Origin of the sequence: Arthrobacter sp. 260 (assembly GCF_013116745.1) — a bacterium.
Lineage (GTDB): Bacteria > Actinomycetota > Actinomycetes > Actinomycetales > Micrococcaceae > Arthrobacter_D.
In genome coordinates this window covers 14,992-32,130 of the sequence record NZ_JABFOE010000019.1, presented here as the reverse complement: position 1 = coordinate 32,130, position 17,139 = coordinate 14,992, and the positions used below count along the sequence as shown (strand labels likewise).

At 64.3% G+C, this 17,139-nt stretch carries 18 protein-coding genes and 3 tRNA genes; 6 read left to right on the top strand and 15 right to left on the bottom strand.

Annotated features, from left to right (window positions below; translation table 11 throughout):
• Positions 1 to 6: 6 nt before the first annotated feature.
• From HMI57_RS16965 to HMI57_RS16955, 3 genes are all read right to left on the bottom strand, one after another.
• Positions 7 to 969, bottom strand: coding sequence for a carbohydrate ABC transporter permease (locus HMI57_RS16965; protein WP_171587175.1), 963 nt, complete (start codon positions 967 to 969; stop codon positions 7 to 9).
• Positions 966 to 1,931 (bottom strand): sugar ABC transporter permease, encoded by a 966-nt coding sequence (locus HMI57_RS16960; RefSeq protein ID WP_171587174.1) that lies wholly within the window; start codon positions 1,929 to 1,931, stop codon positions 966 to 968. The genes HMI57_RS16965 and HMI57_RS16960 overlap by 4 nt, the downstream gene beginning before the upstream one ends.
• A 129-nt stretch (positions 1,932 to 2,060) precedes the next feature.
• Positions 2,061 to 3,413 (bottom strand): ABC transporter substrate-binding protein, encoded by a 1,353-nt coding sequence (locus HMI57_RS16955; RefSeq protein WP_171587173.1) that lies wholly within the window; start codon positions 3,411 to 3,413, stop codon positions 2,061 to 2,063.
• 175 nt (positions 3,414 to 3,588) lie between these two features.
• Here HMI57_RS16955 and HMI57_RS16950 point away from each other — a divergent pair, with 175 nt between their 5' ends.
• Positions 3,589 to 5,334 carry an alpha-amylase family glycosyl hydrolase gene (locus tag HMI57_RS16950; protein WP_171587172.1) on the top strand — a complete coding sequence of 582 codons (1,746 nt, stop codon included), beginning with the start codon at positions 3,589 to 3,591 and terminating at the stop codon, positions 5,332 to 5,334.
• Here the strand turns inward: HMI57_RS16950 and HMI57_RS16945 are convergent.
• The 8 genes from HMI57_RS16945 to HMI57_RS16910 all read right to left on the bottom strand — a co-directional run bounded on the left by HMI57_RS16945 (position 5,331) and on the right by HMI57_RS16910 (position 10,710).
• Complete coding sequence (locus tag HMI57_RS16945; RefSeq protein ID WP_171587171.1) at positions 5,331 to 5,951, bottom strand: hypothetical protein; 621 nt, start codon at positions 5,949 to 5,951, stop codon at positions 5,331 to 5,333. The two genes, HMI57_RS16950 and HMI57_RS16945, sit on opposite strands and share 4 nt — an antisense overlap.
• Positions 5,948 to 6,535 carry a DUF6286 domain-containing protein gene (locus tag HMI57_RS16940; RefSeq protein ID WP_171587170.1) on the bottom strand — a complete coding sequence of 196 codons (588 nt, stop codon included), beginning with the start codon at positions 6,533 to 6,535 and terminating at the stop codon, positions 5,948 to 5,950. Before HMI57_RS16940 ends, HMI57_RS16945 begins: the two co-directional genes overlap by 4 nt.
• A complete protein-coding gene (locus HMI57_RS16935) occupies positions 6,532 to 6,897 on the bottom strand; it encodes a hypothetical protein (protein WP_171587169.1) in 366 nt (121 codons plus the stop codon). Before HMI57_RS16935 ends, HMI57_RS16940 begins: the two co-directional genes overlap by 4 nt.
• Positions 6,894 to 7,085, bottom strand: coding sequence for a DUF2273 domain-containing protein (locus HMI57_RS16930; RefSeq protein ID WP_171587168.1), 192 nt, complete (start codon positions 7,083 to 7,085; stop codon positions 6,894 to 6,896). The genes HMI57_RS16935 and HMI57_RS16930 overlap by 4 nt, the downstream gene beginning before the upstream one ends.
• Before the next feature lie 8 nt (positions 7,086 to 7,093).
• Entirely contained in the window at positions 7,094 to 7,591 is a 498-nt protein-coding gene (locus HMI57_RS16925; protein ID WP_171587167.1) for an Asp23/Gls24 family envelope stress response protein, read from the bottom strand.
• Between the two features lie 84 nt (positions 7,592 to 7,675).
• The gene (locus tag HMI57_RS18910) at positions 7,676 to 8,311 is read right to left on the bottom strand and encodes a hypothetical protein (RefSeq protein WP_216607646.1); all 636 of its coding nucleotides are present in this window, start codon (positions 8,309 to 8,311) and stop codon (positions 7,676 to 7,678) included.
• A gap of 106 nt (positions 8,312 to 8,417) precedes the next feature.
• Positions 8,418 to 9,614, bottom strand: coding sequence for an acyl-CoA desaturase (locus HMI57_RS16915; RefSeq protein ID WP_171587166.1), 1,197 nt, complete (start codon positions 9,612 to 9,614; stop codon positions 8,418 to 8,420).
• A gap of 13 nt (positions 9,615 to 9,627) precedes the next feature.
• On the bottom strand, positions 9,628 to 10,710 hold the full coding sequence (locus tag HMI57_RS16910; protein WP_171587165.1) for a ferredoxin reductase: 1,083 nt from the start codon (positions 10,708 to 10,710) through the stop codon (positions 9,628 to 9,630).
• A 105-nt stretch (positions 10,711 to 10,815) separates the two neighbouring features.
• On the opposite strand from HMI57_RS16910, the gene HMI57_RS16905 reads away from it, so the two are divergent.
• Complete coding sequence (locus HMI57_RS16905; protein ID WP_171587164.1) at positions 10,816 to 12,009, top strand: helix-turn-helix domain-containing protein; 1,194 nt, start codon at positions 10,816 to 10,818, stop codon at positions 12,007 to 12,009.
• 143 nt (positions 12,010 to 12,152) lie between these two features.
• On the top strand, positions 12,153 to 12,533 hold the full coding sequence (locus HMI57_RS16900) for a YtxH domain-containing protein (RefSeq protein WP_171587163.1): 381 nt from the start codon (positions 12,153 to 12,155) through the stop codon (positions 12,531 to 12,533).
• 98 nt (positions 12,534 to 12,631) lie between these two features.
• On the opposite strand, the gene HMI57_RS16895 is transcribed toward HMI57_RS16900, so the two are convergent.
• The 4 genes from HMI57_RS16895 to HMI57_RS16880 all read right to left on the bottom strand — a co-directional run bounded on the left by HMI57_RS16895 (position 12,632) and on the right by HMI57_RS16880 (position 14,013).
• Complete coding sequence (locus tag HMI57_RS16895; RefSeq protein WP_171587162.1) at positions 12,632 to 13,522, bottom strand: alpha/beta hydrolase; 891 nt, start codon at positions 13,520 to 13,522, stop codon at positions 12,632 to 12,634.
• A gap of 123 nt (positions 13,523 to 13,645) precedes the next feature.
• Positions 13,646 to 13,721 (bottom strand) — tRNA-Phe (locus HMI57_RS16890).
• 57 nt (positions 13,722 to 13,778) lie between these two features.
• A tRNA-Asp gene (locus tag HMI57_RS16885) sits at positions 13,779 to 13,852 on the bottom strand.
• Positions 13,853 to 13,940: 88 nt separating this feature from the next.
• Positions 13,941 to 14,013, bottom strand: a tRNA-Glu gene (locus tag HMI57_RS16880).
• A 145-nt stretch (positions 14,014 to 14,158) separates the two neighbouring features.
• Here HMI57_RS16880 and HMI57_RS16875 point away from each other — a divergent pair.
• The 3 genes from HMI57_RS16875 to HMI57_RS19430 all read left to right on the top strand — a co-directional run bounded on the left by HMI57_RS16875 (position 14,159) and on the right by HMI57_RS19430 (position 17,123).
• Positions 14,159 to 14,518 (top strand): metallopeptidase family protein, encoded by a 360-nt coding sequence (locus HMI57_RS16875; protein WP_171587208.1) that lies wholly within the window; start codon positions 14,159 to 14,161, stop codon positions 14,516 to 14,518.
• Positions 14,519 to 14,570: 52 nt separating this feature from the next.
• Positions 14,571 to 15,491: a cation diffusion facilitator family transporter gene (locus HMI57_RS16870; protein WP_171587161.1), complete on the top strand. Its 921-nt coding sequence runs from the start codon at positions 14,571 to 14,573 to the stop codon at positions 15,489 to 15,491.
• 153 nt (positions 15,492 to 15,644) lie between these two features.
• A complete protein-coding gene (locus HMI57_RS19430; RefSeq protein WP_346655250.1) occupies positions 15,645 to 17,123 on the top strand; it encodes an NlpC/P60 family protein in 1,479 nt (492 codons plus the stop codon).
• The last annotated feature ends 16 nt before the right edge of the window (positions 17,124 to 17,139 follow it).

Genomic DNA, 17,139 nt, shown 5'->3' with positions numbered 1-17,139 from the left:
GGCGGATCACCCTTTCAGGCCACCCGCCAGCAGCCCGCGGACAAAGTACCGCTGCAGTCCGAAGAACACCAGCAACGGAACGACCATCGAGACGAAGGCACCCGCTGTCAGCCGGTGCCACTCACTGCCACGGGTTCCGGTGAGCTCGGCCAGCCGTTGCGTAATGGGGGCGACGTCGGGCGTGCCACCGGAGAAAACGAGTGCCACCAACAGGTCATTCCAGACCCACAGGAACTGAAAGATGGCATAGGACGCCAACGCCGGGACCGACAGCGGGATGATGATGCGCCAGAAGATGGTCGCGTGCCCGGCGCCGTCCACCTTGGCGGCTTCGATCACCTCACCCGGAATTTCGGCGATGAAGTTGTGGAGCAAAAAGATGGCCAGTGGCAGAGCAAAAATGGTGTGGGCTATCCACAGCTGGGCGTAGGACCCCGCCGGAAGCAGCTGCACATCACCGATCTGCAGGTTGACGAACAATCGCAGCAGCGGGATCAGCGCCATCTGCAACGGGATGATCTGCAGGGCGAAGATGAACACAAACATGGTGTCCTTGCCCCTGAACTTTCCCCAGGCAAACATGTAGGCTGCCATGGCCGCAATCACCAGTGGAATAAGGGTGGCGGGAATGACAATTGCCAGCGAGTTCACAAAGTAGTCACCCAGGTTCGGCGACTGGCTTCCGCCCGGGACCAAAACATCAGAGTAGTTCTCCAGGGTGACCTCGAAATCGGCGAAAACATTCCACCAGCCGTTGCGCTGAATGTTGTCTTCGGGCCGGAACGAGGAGATCAGGAGGCCAGCCGTGGGGATAGTCCACACGGTGGCGATGATGATCGCGGCAATGGTTGCTCCGCGGGAGGTGAGGCGCTGTTTTACCCGACGGGTGATGGGCGGCTCCACCGCCGACGGCGTGTCGCTGGGCTGCGGAGTAGCGGGCACTGGCGGGATGGTCGGTGTTGAACTCATCGGATCTGCCTTTGCTGCTTGAGGACGCGGGCGTTGTAGATGACCACCGGCAGGACCATCAGAAACAGGACAAGTGCCAGGGCCGCGCCGCGGCCCGGCTCGCCAGCCCGGAACGCCTGGGTGTACATCTCATTGGCAATCACCGACGTGTCATAGTTTCCGGCAGTCATGGTGCGCACAATGTCGAAGACCTTCAGCGTGATGATGGTAATGGTGGTAATCACCACCACGAGTGCTCCGCGGATTGAGGGAATGGTGATGTCCTTAAACTGCTGCCACGCCGAGGCCCCGTCCAAACGGGATGCCTCGACGATTTCGGCGGGGATACCCTTGATGGCTGCGGACAGGATCACCATGGCGAAGCCCACCTGGATCCAGATCATTACGGCGATCAGGAAGAAGGTGTTGCCCGGTGCATCGAGCAGGAACTGCTGAGGTTCACCACCAAACCAGACCAGGATCTGGTTGAGGAGACCGATCTGTTCCTGCTCCGGACCCTTGTAGGCGTAAATGAACCGCCAGATGACCCCTGCACCGACCATTGAGATGGCCATCGGCATGAAGACCAGCGCCTTGAGCGTCCGCTCCCCCCGCGCCTTGTCGATGATCACCGCGTACACCAGCCCGATACCGGTCGCGAGGATGGGAACGAGGACCATCCACAGCACCGTGTTGCGGAGGGTGATGAGAGCGGTGGGTTCGGTGAACATCCAGACAAAGTTCTCGATCCCGTTGACGTTCCCCTCACGGTCGGTGAACGCCAGGAAAGTGGTCTGCACAGCGGGCCAGATCATACCGACGACGAGGAGGATCGCCGCCGGAGCCAGGAAACCTGCAATCGTCACCCGGTCGCGAATTGATTTGGGCGCCCGATCAACAATGAGCATGATTAATCCGATAATGGCGGCGAATATGGCCAGCGCCACCACTACCTGCAGGAACTTATTGCCAAGATCCTCCATTACGCAGCCTCCTTGGTGCGATAAAGGTTGGGCACAATATGTGCGCGCTGCATCGAGCGCTGGGTGAAAACTGTCAGGCCAAACCCGGCGTTCCTCCTGCTCGGGGGAACGCCGGGTTGGTCACTTCGGTTACTGCGGCCAGGAGCTCTCGATGGTGTCGAGGACCTCCGCGGTCTCCGACCCATTGATCCACTCGACGATTCCGCTCCAGAACGAGTTGGAACCGACTGCACCCGGCATCAGGTCAGATGCGTCGAAGCGGAATACTGTCTCCTCGCTCTGCAGCAGTTCGATGGACTGGCGGTCCAGGTCGGACGTTGCCAGTGCTGGGTCAAGCTGCAGGTTCGCGCTGATTGCCCCACCCTGCTCAACCCGTGCGTTGGCGAACTCTCCGGTTGCCATGTAGGTCTGGAGCGCAACAACCTCGGGACGGTCCGCGTAGGCCGCTACGAACTCACCGCCGCCGGTCACCGCGTTGGCGCCAGCCTCGACGCCCGGCGTGATGAAGGCCCACACGTCGCCGTCTTCAGCGACTGTGGTTCCCTCCGGCCAGTTGGACGCCTGGAACGATGCCTGGTGATGCATGGCGCAGGCGCCGTCGAGCACCGGCTGCCCGGCATCAGGGTGCGGGGTCGACAAGATCGACCGGGAGTCCCCGAATCCACCATTGACATAATCGTCGTTCTTGAGGATGTCGCCCACCGCGTCAAACGCCTCAGAGATCTGCGGGTCGTCGAACGGGATGTCGTGGGCAATCCACTGGTCATAGACCTCAGGACCTGCCTGCCGCAGCACGTAGTCCTCCACCCAATCAGTGCCCGGCCAGCCAGTCGCCTCACCGGATTCGAAGCCAGCACACCAGGGCTTCATGGTTCCCTCAGCGGCGATCTCCTCGGTCAGGGTCATCATCTCGTCGAGGGTTTCAGGGATCGCCCAGCCTTTCTCTTCAAAGGTTGCCGGGTCGTACCAGACGTACCCCTTGATGCTGGCGAGCATGGGTGCGGCGTAGAAGACATCGTCAACGGTGCCGTACCCCTTCCAGTCCTCCGACCAGTTCTCGTCCACCAGCGCTTCCACCTCTGCCGGTGCTGGCAGGACGCTCCCGCCGGCAACCTCAGCGGCCAGGAGTCCGGGCTGTGGGAAGATCGCAATGTCTGGTGGGGTGCCACCCTGGGACCGCACACCGATCTGGGTCTCAAACTCCCGCGATCCTTCGTAGACCACCTCGATCCCCGTGCACTCGGAGAAGTCTGCCCAAGCGCCTTCCAGCCGCTCGGCCTCAACGTCGACGATGGTTGAGTAGGCGCTCACCTCGGCGTCTTCAAAGGTGCCGTAGGTTTCGTAAGCGGCACAGTCAGCAGCCGGCTCGTTGCCGCCGCCGTCGTCATCCGTAGACCCGCCGCCACAGGCAGAGAGGGCCAGTGTCAGTACGCTCAGTGCCGCAAGTGGCAGCAGCGTTTTCTTGGTGCGAATTGTCGCCATGAATAGACTCCTTTGTCTGGCGGCGGCACCTCACAAAACGCGCCCCGCCTCAGCGTTTGGTAAAATGAATGTAAGCGCTTACGTACTTTGCGACAATACATGTGCCAAAAGTCACACCGTTTTGATACCAAATCGTGACTCGCGCCCTGCCCCCACAATTCTCCTAGGAGAGTAAATGACTGCCCCGGCACCCGCTGTCAGCCACTCGACCGACGCCCCCGCTACCCAGAGCCCGTGGTGGGCGGACGCGGTGATTTATCAGATCTACCCCCGGTCCTTCGCCGACGGCAATGCCGACGGCATGGGCGACCTGCCCGGCGTCAGGAGCCGGCTCCCCTACCTCCGTAACCTGGGGGTGGATGCCATCTGGCTGTCCCCGTTCTACGTCTCCCCGCAGGCGGACGCAGGCTACGACGTCGCCGACTACCGCGACGTGGATCCCCTGTTCGGCACACTCGCCGATTTCGATTCGATGCTCGCCGAGGCCCACGAGTCAGGCATGAAGGTGATCGTGGACCTGGTCCCGAACCACACCTCGGACGAGCACGACTGGTTCAAGGCCGCCAAGGCCGCTGCGATCGGCTCACCCGAACGCGACAGGTACATTTTCCGTGACGGCAAGGGCCCGGCAGGCGAGCTGCCACCTAACAACTGGCAGTCGATCTTCGGCGGCAACGCGTGGACACGGCTCGACGACGGCCAGTGGTACCTGCACCTCTTCGACACCAAGCAGCCGGACCTGAACTGGGACAACCCCGAAGTACGGGCCGAGATGGTCTCGGTGCTGCGGTTCTGGCTGGACCGCGGTGTGGACGGCTTCCGCATAGACGTCGCACACGGCATGGTCAAAGCCGAGGGCCTGCCTGACTGGGCCGAGCAGGCTCGCATGATCGACGGCGGACACTCGGACCAGGCTGCCGACTCTGACAGTGCCAGCACCGAGACGACCCCTCCGTACTTTGATCAGCCGGGCGTGCACGATATCTACCGCGAGTGGAACAAGGTCCTCGCCCAGTACGACGGCGACCGCATGCTGGTCGCCGAGGCCTGGGTTGAACCAGCCGAACGCCTCTTCCGGTATGTCCGCCACGATGAAATGCAGCAGGCGTTCAACTTTGACTTTCTGCTGGCTGGCTGGGACGCCGCCCAGCTGACCAGCAGCATCACCGAGTCGCTGGCTGAAGCCGGGAAGGTAGGCGCCCCGAGCACCTGGGTGATGTCCAACCATGACACCGTCCGGCACACCAGCCGGTTTGGGCTCGAGGATCCGACCCAGTTCCCGAAGGGTCTGGGCTCACAGCACGAACAGCCGGATGAGTCCCTGGGCCTGGCGCGAGGCCGGGCCGCGGCCCTGGTGATGCTGGGGCTTCCGGGTTCCGCGTACCTCTACCAGGGGGACGAGCTGGGCCTGCCGGAGCACACCACGCTTCCCGACGGCGTCCGCGAGGACCCCACTTACGCCCGCACCAGCGGGAGCGAGATCGGTCGGGACGGGTGCCGCGTGCCCCTGCCCTGGGTGGCCGAGGCCCCGGGCTTTGGCTTCGGCGTGTACGACGCCGTCAGCGCACCGGGAGCAGCCCCCTGGCTGCCGCAGCCGACCAGTTTTGCCGGCTACGCCGCCGACCAGCAGGTGGGTGTGGACGGCTCCACCTTCGAGCTGTACCGCAGCGCCCTCGGCCTGCGCCGCAGTCACGGGCTGGGGACCGGCCGCCTGGAATGGACCCCCCTGAACAGCCCCCAGGAGGGGGTGCTTTCCTACCGCAACGGCGAGGTCCTGGTCTTCGCCAACATGGGCGCCGAGACGATTGACCTTCCGAATGACCACCGGGTGATCCTGGCCAGCGGCGAGGCATCGGTCGACGGCGGTCGGCTCACTGCCAATGCTTCGGTGTGGCTGGTGGCCGCGGAGTCCGCCAGTTAGCGAACCCGTTCCACCCGGGTGAAACGGGCCCGGGCGCCGGCGCTGATACTGATCAGCACCGGCGTCTGCCGTCCCACCATCAGGTCCAGGGCTTCGACCAGCTCCGTGACCTCGGTTGCCACCTCGTGCGGGGAGACGCCAGGTCGGGGAAACACCTTCACTTTCAGTGCCGGTTCCCCGCCGAACTCGAAGGTGGTGACGGTGGCGTTCACCAGGTCGCTGCGCTCCAGCAGGGCTGACTTCAGCGCCTGCTCTGCCACTGAGCCGTTGACGATGATCCGCCCGGCGGCTTCCTCGCCGTCCTCACCGTCGGTGTAATCCTGTGCCAGGGTTCCCGAGCGGCCGCGGCCCTGCGCCGCAATCCAGACTGCCATCAGAATGACTATCAGCAGCATCAGCAGCGCCACCACAATCCAGAGCCAGCTGTCCTGCTGACCGCTGAGGGTGGTTCGTTCGAGAAGGCCGTCGATTGACCGGCCCAGGTCCGCTGCCACCGCGTGCCACCACCGCGCTACGGCGGGGACCACCTGAAGTACGGCCAGCCCGCCAACCGCCATGAGCAGGACGCCGAGCAAACCCAGCATCACCCGGTTCAGCATCCGTGGTGTCTGGTTCACTGCCCGATCACCCCCGACGGCGCAACTGCCACCCGGACGGCTGGCAGCGGTTCGACCGAGGTCTGCCGCAACTCGTCCTCGACGACACTGCGGACCCCCTCGACGTCAACCGGCACGCCGGATGTAGGGCGCACCTGCACCTCGACGGCGCGGCGCCCTACCGTCACCATCACCTGGTCACCCGTCACCCCGGCGGCCACCCGCGCGCGGCGCGCCAGGGCCGATGCGAGCACTTCGGAGTCCACCACGATGGCGGTGCGCGGGTTGGGAATGGTGTGGCGTGCCCGGCGTCCCGGGAGCACCGCGTTGAGGAAGAACAGTAGTCCAATAATGAACACCAGCAGTCCGGCACCGACCAGCGGTGCCGCCGCGACGTTGTCGGAGAGGCTGCCCACCCATCCGGCTGCCTGATCCGGGCCGACCAGCCACGGGTCCTGCCCGGTCGCCTTTAGCGCGGCTTCGAACATTACGTAGAGGCAGAAGGCGGAAATAAGGACCGCCGCAGCAATGGAGGGCGCGGCGCGCGATGAGTGCAGTTCTCGGCGCACCACCCGCTGGGTCAGCTGCGTTATCCGTTCGCTCACCTGGTGCGTCCCCCTTCAATCAGCCTGATACCGGTGATGCGGATGTCGACCCTGCTGAGCCGTGAACCACTCAAGTGCGCAACCCGTTGGAGGATCAGCGCCTTCGCGGCGTGCGTGCGGTCCCAGATCGACCCGCCGATACCACCGATCAGGGATGGTTCGCGGGCCGCACGGGTCAGTGAGGGCACGCCGATCGGAAGCGACAGGCGGAGCGCCAGCAGACCCCGGTCGTCGGACCAGCTTGCCTTGATTTGTTGCGCCGGTATGCCAAAGACGTCGGCGGCAACGGCTTGGGCGGTACTGGTCAGGGCCTGGGTACTGATCCGGTTGTGCCCCGCAAATCCCGAGGGTGCGCCGTTCACGAGGACGAGCGGCGGCCCGTGAGCGCGTCACGGACGCTGCCCAGATCCAGCTTGCCTTCAGCGACCCGGCCGAGCAGGGCACCGACGGCCAGGAACAGGGTCATCAGGAGGAAGCCCCAGAACCCGAAGATCAGGGCGGTGAAGGCGAGGATGGCGCCGATCGCTATGCCAACTGCTGTGGGAGTCATGATGTGGCCTAACCTGCTGTGCGGGATTTGTCAGGGCTTTTGGGATCATTCAATCCGGGAACGTGAACATCGGTGATCTCGACGTTGACCTCGATCACCTGCAGCCCCACCAGTTCCTGCACCCCGTGATAGACGGCGGCACGCACCTGGTCGGCGACGCCGGTGAGGGGGTGGCCGTATTCGGCCACCAGGACGATGTCAACGGCAACCTGGGTTTCGCCCACCTCGACCTGCACGCCCTGGCTGAGATCGCTGCCGCCGACGGCGTCACGGATGGCACCCAGCGCCCTGCCCGTCCCGGTGCCGAGGCTGTAGACGCCCGGGACCTTGCGTGCGGCGATGGCTGCGACCTTCGCCACGGCGGGGTCGGCAATGGTGGTTCGACCGCCGGTTGCGACCTCCTGACCACTCGCCAGGGTCACCTCACCCGAGGGTGAATCATGCGGGAACTCGGGCAGTTCGTCCATCGGCCGTCGCTGCGGCGGTGGTGTCCGTTTCTCATCCATCTGCTGTACTCGCCTTTCGTTGTGCTCAGCCTAACGGTTACCCCGCCACGAAGGCACGGCCACGGGTCGGCGAGTGAAAACGGACTATTTGAGTGGATCGCTGCAGTGCTGGTGCAGCCACTCCTCGATGGGCGCGACGGCGGCCCGGTACGCAGCTTCGTCGAAGGTCCCACCGTCCTGGGTGCTGGCGGGAACCACGTCCTGCAGCCGGTCAAAGTCATCGGCAAGTTCTGGTGGAACCATTGACCGCAGGTCATCAATCTGCTCGTGCAACCGGTCGACGTTGTCGCTGTCGGTGCCACCCAGAAGGCTGAGGGGGGCGAGCAGGATCGAGGACACGCCTGCCGCCACGATGACGCAGTCCTTGAGGGACGTCTGTGGGTCTGTGGTTTCCGGCTGCGACGAGTCCGGCTGTGCGGTTTCCGTGGCGCCGGGTGCCGGGGACGCCGTGGCGTCCGCGGGCCCCGGCTCTGTGGTCCCGGCATCGCCGTCGGTTTCAGGTCCGTTGCCCCGGTCCGTCGTGTCGCCGGTTGGCTCCGGAGCGGGCGCCTCGGTAGGGGGCGCCTCGGTAGCCGGCGCCTCGGTAGTGGGCGTCTCGGTGACGATGTCTGGAAGCTCGATCGCGGTGCCAGCGGTGTCGGGCGTTGAGCCGACACACCCGGTGAGGGAACATGCCAGCGCCAGCATGGCGGCGGCGACAGCGAAACGCGGTCTCAACACCCAAGCAACTCCTGATCTGGCCGGCTACGAACTGAACATGTCAATGGTACTTAACGCACGAGCGCCCCGGTCTTCTCCTTGACCGGGGCGCTTTCTGGGCGGCTGTCTAGCTGGCGCCCGCTGTTTCGGCTTTTTTCTTCAGCGAGAAGCGCCCGGTGTCGGGCAGCGCGAGCTTGAAGACCTTGGCCCAGGTGGACGCAACCTGCTTGGGCAGGGGTCCGGTGGTGTAGGGCAGGCCGTAGCGGTTACAGATTTCCTTGACCTTCACGGCGACCTCGGCGTAGCGGTTGGACGGCAGGTCGGGGAAGCAGTGGTGCTCCACCTGGTGCGACAGGTTCCCGGTCATCAGGTGCATGAATTTGGACCCGGAGATGTTGGCTGACCCAATCATCTGACGGACGTACCAGTCGCCCCGGGTCTCGCCCTCGACCATTTCCTCGGTGAACGTGTCAGTACCTTCGGGGAAGTGCCCACAGAAGATCACCGCGTGCGCCCAGACGTTGCGGATAGCATTGGCGGCCAGCGTGCCGTATAGCGCCTGCTTGCCGGAGCCGGTCAGCATGGCGACTGCTGGGGTGGCCGCGTAATCCTTGGTGAACTGCTTGACAGCCTTCACGCCCACGGCCTTGAGGTCGCGGTTCATGTCCTCCTTGGACTTCAGCCCCTCCTTGTACTCGGGGATCTCCAGGTCGTACAGGGCAATCCCCCATTCGAAGACGGGCGCCAGGATGGCGTTATACAGCGGGTTACCCAGGTTGAAGGGGGTCCACGGCTGGTCAGCATCCATGCGCAGCAGGTTGTATCCGACGTCACGGTCCTTGCCGACCACGTTGGTCCAGCGGTGGTGGAGGTCGTTGTGAGTGTGCTGCCAAGACCGGGCCGGGGTGACGAAGTCCCATTCCCAGGTGGTGGAGTGAATGTCGGGATCCCGCATCCAGTCCCACTGGCCGTGAAGCACGTTGTGCCCGATTTCCATGTTCTCGAGGATCTTGGCGACGCTCAGCATGGCGGTGCCAGCCACCCAGGCTGCCTTGTTGCGTCCCACCAGCAGAGCGGCGCGGCCGCCGATCTCCAGCCCGCGCTGCACCTTGATGACCCGGCGAATGTACGCGGCGTCGGTGGCTCCGCGCTTCGCGAGCACCTCGTCACGAACCGCATCCAGCTCACGGCCCAGCTCAGCGACCTGCTCATCAGACAGATGCGCGGCGGCCGGCGGCCGAACCAGGGGATGCCCAGTTGCGGCGAGCGCCCCGGGCCGGGTAACTGCAGGCTTGGTTTCGGTGCGTTCAGTCAGTGTGGTCATGCGGTGGTGCTCCTTAAAGGTCCAGATTGACGGGTCCGGCAGCTGCCGAGACACACGTCTGAATTAATTGGCCGGGTTCCCCGTGGACTTCCCCAGTGCGCAGATCACGAACCTGTCCGGCACGCAAGGGGGTGAGACAACTGTGGCAAATGCCCATGCGGCATCCGCTGGGCATGAGGACTCCGGCGTCTTCGCCGACGTCGAGGAGTGGGGTGTCGCCGTCGGCCTCGACTTCGCGGTCGGAGGCCTCGAACTGCACCAGCCCGCCGTCGTGCCCGTCGCCGCCCGCCAGGTTCGTGCTGAACCGCTCGATCGTGAGCGTGCTCCGTTCCGTCGCTGCGTGTTCCGCGGGCAATTCGGGCTGGGCAGCCCAGAGCGCCTCGGCGTCGTCCAGGAACCCTTCAGGACCACAGGCGTAGGCTGCCCGCTCGCGCCAGTCGGGGCAGAGCAACTCAAGATCGGCGTCGGACTGGAAGTCAAGCCTGCCCCGCTCGGCGGTAAACAGGTGGGTCACGCGCAGGTTGGAAAACTGGTCGGCCAGCTCGTTCAGTTCCTCGAGGAACAGGCTGTCCGCGGGCGTGCGGGCCGAGTGGATGAGGACGACGTCGGCATCCGGGCGGCGTGGCACCAGGGTGCGCACCATTGACATGACCGGGGTGATACCGCTGCCAGCGGTGAGCATCAGGAGTGGCCGGGGATGATCGGGAAGGACAAACTCACCTTGGGGGGGTGCGAGGAAGAGAACGTCACCGGGCTTGGTATTTCGCACCAGGACGCCAGATACCGCACCGGCGTCGGTCACCGTGATTGCGGGATCTTCTCCAGCCGCGGCACTGAGCGAATACGAGCGCCAATGGCGAACGCCGTCGAGCTCAACGCCGATGCGTGCCCACTGGCCAGCCTGATGGGCCTTCCATCCCCACCCGGGGTGGAAGTGGATGGTGACCGAATCAGGGGTTTCGGACACCACTTTAGTGACCACACCGCGCAGCTGACGGCTCGAATACACCGGGTTGAAGAGAGCAAGAATGTCTTCAGCGGCGAGAGGAGTAGTCAGGACGGATGCGGCGCGTGCCAATCGACGGAGCCGGATCATGCTTCAAGTCTAAGATAAGCACCGCAACAGTTCTCCTAGCAGGGCATACGATTGACCTCTCGAAACTATCCCGTCGAAACAGTTCCTGAGGCACTTATGAGCTCCATGCCCCTAGATGACCCGGCCAACATCGCCCTGGATCCGCCCTGGCTGGCCCTGCCGGCGGAGATCAGCGGGCTGCTCCGGCCGATGATGCCGGGCGTCGTCGAAGCGATTATCGAGGCGGTGCCTCAGCTGGTTCCCACCTATGCGCGGCCCATCGAGGGTCGGTTCGGGCGGGGGCTACGCCGAGGAGTCGCCGTCGCACTGGAACGCTTCCTTCAACTTCCCGGCACCCGCCTGCCCGCCCTGTCGGAGGAGAGCAGGCAGCTGGTGGCTGGGCTGGGCAGTGGAGAATTTCGTCAGGGGCGAAGCATGGACGCGCTGCTCAGCGCCTACCGGATGGGTGCCCGGGTCACCTTCCGGGAAATGTCGAGGATCTCCATGAAGCAGGACCTCGGTCTCGATGTGGTGGTGAACCTGGGCGAGTCAATCCTTGCCTATATTGACGAGCTATCGGCGGTCAGCGCCGAGGCGTACGCATTCGAACAGTCCGAGCGTGCCGGTGCCGTTGACCGGCGGCGCACCGAACTCCTGGAACTGCTCCTCTCGGGCCAGGCGGATGAGGCGGCACTGCGGCAGGCGGCGTCGATTGCCGACTGGGCCCTTCCGGCACAGTTGACGGTGGTCACCCTTCCCCTGGACCGTGCGGCGGGCTTACGGCGACAGCTGGACCCCGGGTCCCTCCTGGTCGAACGCGAAACGGATGCGGTGGTGCTGATCCCTACCCGCGACACCCCTTCAACGCGTAGGGCCCTCTCGAAGGCCCTGCAGGGACGATCTGCGGCTGTTGGACCCGCCGGGGGCTGGGAACGGGTGCCTGATTCTCTGCGGCTTGCGGTCTTGGCGGCCACGGTGTTCCCCCCGCGGGAAGGGCCAGCGGATCCGCCGGTCTGGGCTGATGAGCACCTCGCTCAGGTAATTCTTGGCGCGGAGCCCACCGCAATCACCGAACTTGCCCAGCGCCGCCTGGCCCCGTTGGACGGGTTCCGGCCGGCGCAGCGGGAGCGGCTGGTGCAGACACTTCTGTCCTGGTTGAAGCACTGGGGTCAGCGGGCTCCGATTGCTGCCGAACTGCAGATCCATCCCCAGACGGTGGGCTACAGGCTGACACAGCTACGGGAAGCGTTCGGCGAGGACCTGGAGAATCCCCAGGTCCGGTTCGAATTGCAGCTGGCCTTGAACGCGGGACGTCGCTGAGGTCAGAGGCAGGCCGTCGGCGGAGAACTGTCAGGAACGTCGGAAATAAACTAAGGTTACTTATGAGCTTGGTGGGTATCCGGCAACAAAACGGATCAATCAGCCTTCCACGACCCCTTGGACAATCAGACAGGAGCACCATTTTGAAGAACAAACTTGTATTCGCAGCAGGCATGGCCGCAGGCTATGTGCTCGGCTCGCGTGCCGGCAGGGAAAGCTATGAGCAGCTGAAGACCAAAGCAGACGAGCTGTGGAACAACCCGAAGGTACAGGAGACTGTCGCAGACACAACCTCGACCCTGAAGAACAAGATGCCCGAGGTGCAGGAGCAGGCCGGCGACGCCGTCAAGAAGGCCAAAGAGACTGTTACGGGCGCACTGCACCGCGGCGACAAGGCGGACGACGCCAAATCGTCATCGTCCACCGGTTCCGCGACGACGGGCCCCAGCGGCGGCAACCCAGCCAAGGTCGAGGAAACGCCGTTCCAGAACCAGGATGACGACACCCGCCCTGACACTGTCTAGGTAGACGCCATCTGAGCCGATTTACCGAATGCCCCGCGTCCCGCACTTCAGGGCCGCGGGGCATTTGTGTGTCTGCGCCTGCAGGGCGTGGCCGGGTGTCATGCCGTCGCGAAGAAGTCCACGATGAGCGCCGTTGTGGCATCCGGGTCCTCATCGACGACGAAATGCCCGGAGCCCTCCACCAGAGCAAGCCTCACATCGGAGCCGATGGTGGTGGTGTCAGCGAAGACCTTGCGGGTGATGTCTGGAGGGAACCCAATATCAGCCGTGCCGAAAATGAAGAGAGATGGCATGGCAAACCGTTCCCGACGGTATGTGCCCCGCACGATCCTCCCCAGTTCGGGGAGCACCATCCGCCGGCACAGGGGCGCGGCAGCGCGGGAGAGTTCTATATCCCGCAGCAACGCGATGTAGAGCGCCAGGACATCAGGGTTGAGGGTGCGAGCGGAGAACCGCGAAAACAACTGCTGCGGCAGGTGGCCCTCACGCAGGAGAGCCGGCCCGAGGACGGGGACCGCGAGCACTTCCTGATGCCAAAGATGCCGCATCCCGGGGCCCATGTCGGGGGAGAATCTCAGTTGAGGGGGTGGTACCGCCAGGATTACCTGGGCAGACACCCGATCCGGGAAGTCCAGGGCGAGCTGGTACGCCGTGATCGCACCCATATCGTGGCTCACCAGCTTCACCTGGCCGTGGCCGAGCACGTCAAGCAGCGCCAGAACATCCTCTGCCCGCTGCGTGCGCGAGATCGCGTCGAAGGGCAGTTCGCTCCAGCCTTCGCCTCTCAGGTCCGGAGCGATCGCCTGGAACCCTGCAGTGGCGAGGGCAGGCATAACCTCGCGCCACTCCCACCAGGTTTGTGAGAAACCTGACAAGAGGACCACCGGATCGCCTGTTCCAAGTGTGGCGACGTGCATGCGCCCGTCCGGCAAGTTGACGAATGTATGGTCAACGCCGTGGACAATAGGCATCGCAATAGTGGTGGTCATCTCACACCTGCCCTGGCAGTCACACTTGGGGTGTGACCACGGTACTACCAGACGCCTGATCCGGCTAGTACCGCTGAAAAGTGATTAAAAAGAAAAAACCCCCGGCTGACCGGGGGTTTTAGCTGGTGGCTCCGACCGGCGTCGATCCGGTGACCTTTCGATTTTCAGTCGAACGCTCTACCAACTGAGCTACAGAGCCGTGCAACTATCCTACGACAGTCACCGCGGTCGACCAGTCGAAACTGGCAAACCTGAGCGACCCTGACGGGACTTGAACCCGCGACCTCCGCCGTGACAGGGCGGCGCGCTAACCAACTGCGCTACAGGGCCTTGCATTTTTTACAAGAGCTTCAGCCTACCAGCATCTCAGCCGCTTCCTGACCGCCCTAGTGTTACCTAGAAACGAATTGCTCCTGCGTACCCCCAACGGGATTCGAACCCGTGCCGCCGCCGTGAAAGGGCGGTGTCCTAGGCCGCTAGACGATGGGGGCCTGGACCACACGAGGCAAGAAATTCTCCCCTGCTGTGGACCTATAAAACTATAGGGCCTGCGCGACGATTCCACAAAACGGCGGTCGCTGCGGCCCGCAGCAGTCGGCCGATCGCGGCGGTACAGTCGTGAGTGTGCCGATAGAGATGACCCTTGAAGACTTCGAGTCAGCTGTGGATGACGCGATCGACCAGATTCCCGAGGATCTGATGCGCACCATGAACAACGTCGCCATCTTTGTTCGGGAGGAGTACGAGCCCGGCCCCGGCGAAGACCCTGACACTGAGCTCCTGGGACTTTACGAGGGCACCCCCCTGACCGAACGCGACTCCTGGTGGGAGGCGGGCTCCCTGCCGGACAGCATCAGCATCTTCCGGCAGCCTCTGATGCGCCATTGTGAGACACGCGAGGAACTCATCGAGGAGATCCTCATTACGGTCATTCACGAGGTGGCCCATCACTTCGGAATCGACGACGACAGGTTGCACGAACTGGGCTGGGGGTAGGGCAGGCTGCCGCGACTCGCCTGGCGGGTCTGCTCGGCGGATACTTGGGTACATGAACGCGCACGATCATGGGTTGCCGCAGGGCACCGCAACCAACAAGCATCGCCGGAAGTTGATACTTGTCGTGGCCATCACCTTGACGATCGTGGTCGTCCAGGTGCTGGGCGCGGTTCTTTCGGGTTCGCTGGCGCTGCTGGCCGATGCGGGTCATATGCTCTCGGACGCGGCGGGCGTCTCGATCGCCCTCTTCGCCGCCTGGATCGCCACGCGCCCCGCCACCCGGCGAAGCACCTATGGGTACCAACGGGCTGAGGTGCTCGCCGCGCTTGCAAACGCGATCATCCTGGTGGTGATCGCCGTTGTCATCCTGATCGAGGCGTTGCGGCGAATCTCCACCACTCCCGACATTCGTACCGACGTAATGATTGTGACAGCAGTGATCGGCGCGGCAGCCAACCTGGCCTGTCTCCTGATCCTGCGTGACGGACAGGCCGAAAGCCTGAACCTGCGGGGGGCCTACCTGGAGGTACTGGGTGACCTCCTGGGCTCGGTGGCGGTAATCGTGGCGGCAATAGTCATCGCAACTACCGATTTTCTCCAGGCTGATGCCCTGGCCTCGATAGCCATAGCGCTGATGATCCTCCCGCGTGCGTGGAGCCTCCTCCGGGAAGTCATCAACGTACTGCTTGAAGCGGCACCCAAGGGTGTCGACTCTGAGATGATCCGCAACCACATTCTGGGCGTCGGTGGGGTGGTGGGAGTTCACGATATCCATGCCTGGACCATCACCTCGGGGGTCCCGGTCTTTTCAGCCCACGTGGTGGTTGATGGCGAAACCCTCAATGCAGAGGGAGTGGACCAGGTTCTCGACCGGCTGACCCACTGTCTTCGTAACCATTTCGATACCCGCCACTGCACCTTCCAGATCGAACCAGCCGAGCATGCAGTCCATGAAACCCGCCAACACGCCTGACAGGACGGGGATGCGCGCCACGCCGCGCCGATAAGGCGGGAAATGACACGAATGTCGTTTACGGTACTGGTGTGACCAATGTTGCTTAAGTGACATACGCCGCCCTATTCTCGTGACTGTTGTGTAACATGCCGCGCGAGGATACGAGGAATAGTGCAGTCATCTGGAAAGCGGCGTGTGCGCTCCCTGCAGGCGACAGGCGTCCTCTCGGCGACCGTCCTGCTGAGCAGTGTGTGCCTCGCCCCCGCCGTTGCCGCGCCCGCTGGGGATGTCCCTTCCGCCGCGGAGGTAGCTGCCGCCCTGGAGAGCACAGCGGCGACCACCGCCCTGGTAACAGAGATCGAGGACACCCTCGCTGCAGCTACGGCTGATCTGCAGGATGCCCAGACCACGGCCATGGAATCTCAGGGCGCGTACGTCGACGCCCTCGCGGTCCTGGAGGAGCGTCGCGCCACAGCCGTTGCCACTACCGCACTTGCTGATGAGGCGGCCGCCGGTCATGAGGCCGCGACAGCCGAGGTCGGCCAGCTGGCTGGCGACCTGTACCGGTCCGGGGGTGTTACCCCTGGCATGACCATGCTGCTGAGCAGCGACGACCCTGATGAGCTGATGTACCGGGCCTCCACCATGTACGGCCTGTCAGCCAATCGGGCCACCACGTTCACCAACGCACGGACGGCCGCGAACACCTGGGATGCCCTCCGCACTGACGCTTCTGCTGCACGTGAGGCAGCAGCAGACGCCGCAGACGCGGCACGCTCTGCGGGAGAGGCAAACCAGCGCGCCACCGCGGCCGCGGAACGGTTGGTAGCCGAGCGGGAATCCGAACGGGCCATCCTGGTTGAGCAGCTTGCATCACTGCGCGACACCACAGCCGCCCTGGAGGAGCGCCGGATCTCCGGTCTCGAGGCCCAACAGCGCGAGCGCGACCTGGCCCGGATTATCGCCGAATCTGAGCGCGCTGCGGCGGCTGAGCTGGCCGCGGAGGAGTCAATTGAGGCCCAGCCGGCGGCACCCGCGGCAATCGTGCCCCCCACACCTGCCGCGGAAGAGCCAGCGCCGAGCACTCCCGCCCCCAACCGCCGGCCAGTGCCCACGCCTCCGGTCCAGGCCCCGGAGCCCACACCCGAGCCTTCGCACACTCCCGTGCCACGGCCGCCGGCACCCGCCCCGTCACCTCCTGCGCCAGAACCCACCCCGGCGCCAGCGCCGCCAGCACCAGCGCCGCCGGCACCCGCACCACCGCCTTCCGACGGTGGCGCTGTCTCAGCAGCCATCAGCTATGCCATGTCCAAGACTGGGTCTCCGCACTTTTACCAGTGGGGTGGAACCGGGCCGCTCGGCTTCGACTGCTCTGGCCTGGTACAGCAAGCCTTCGCGTCCGGCGGCATCTCACTCCCACGGGTGGCTACCGCCCAGTACGCAGCCACCTCCAACCACGTCCCGCTGGCCCAGGCACAGCCAGGGGACCTGGTGTTCTGGGGGACACCGGGAAACTTCTATCACGTGGGTATCTACGTGGGGAACAACCGCGTGGTCAACGCCCTTAACGAGTCCCAGGGCATCCTGGTGACCGATCTGGCCCATATGGGCGGAATGCCGAACCTCTACCCACTGGTGGCCAGGTTCTAAAGCACCGGCTACCGAT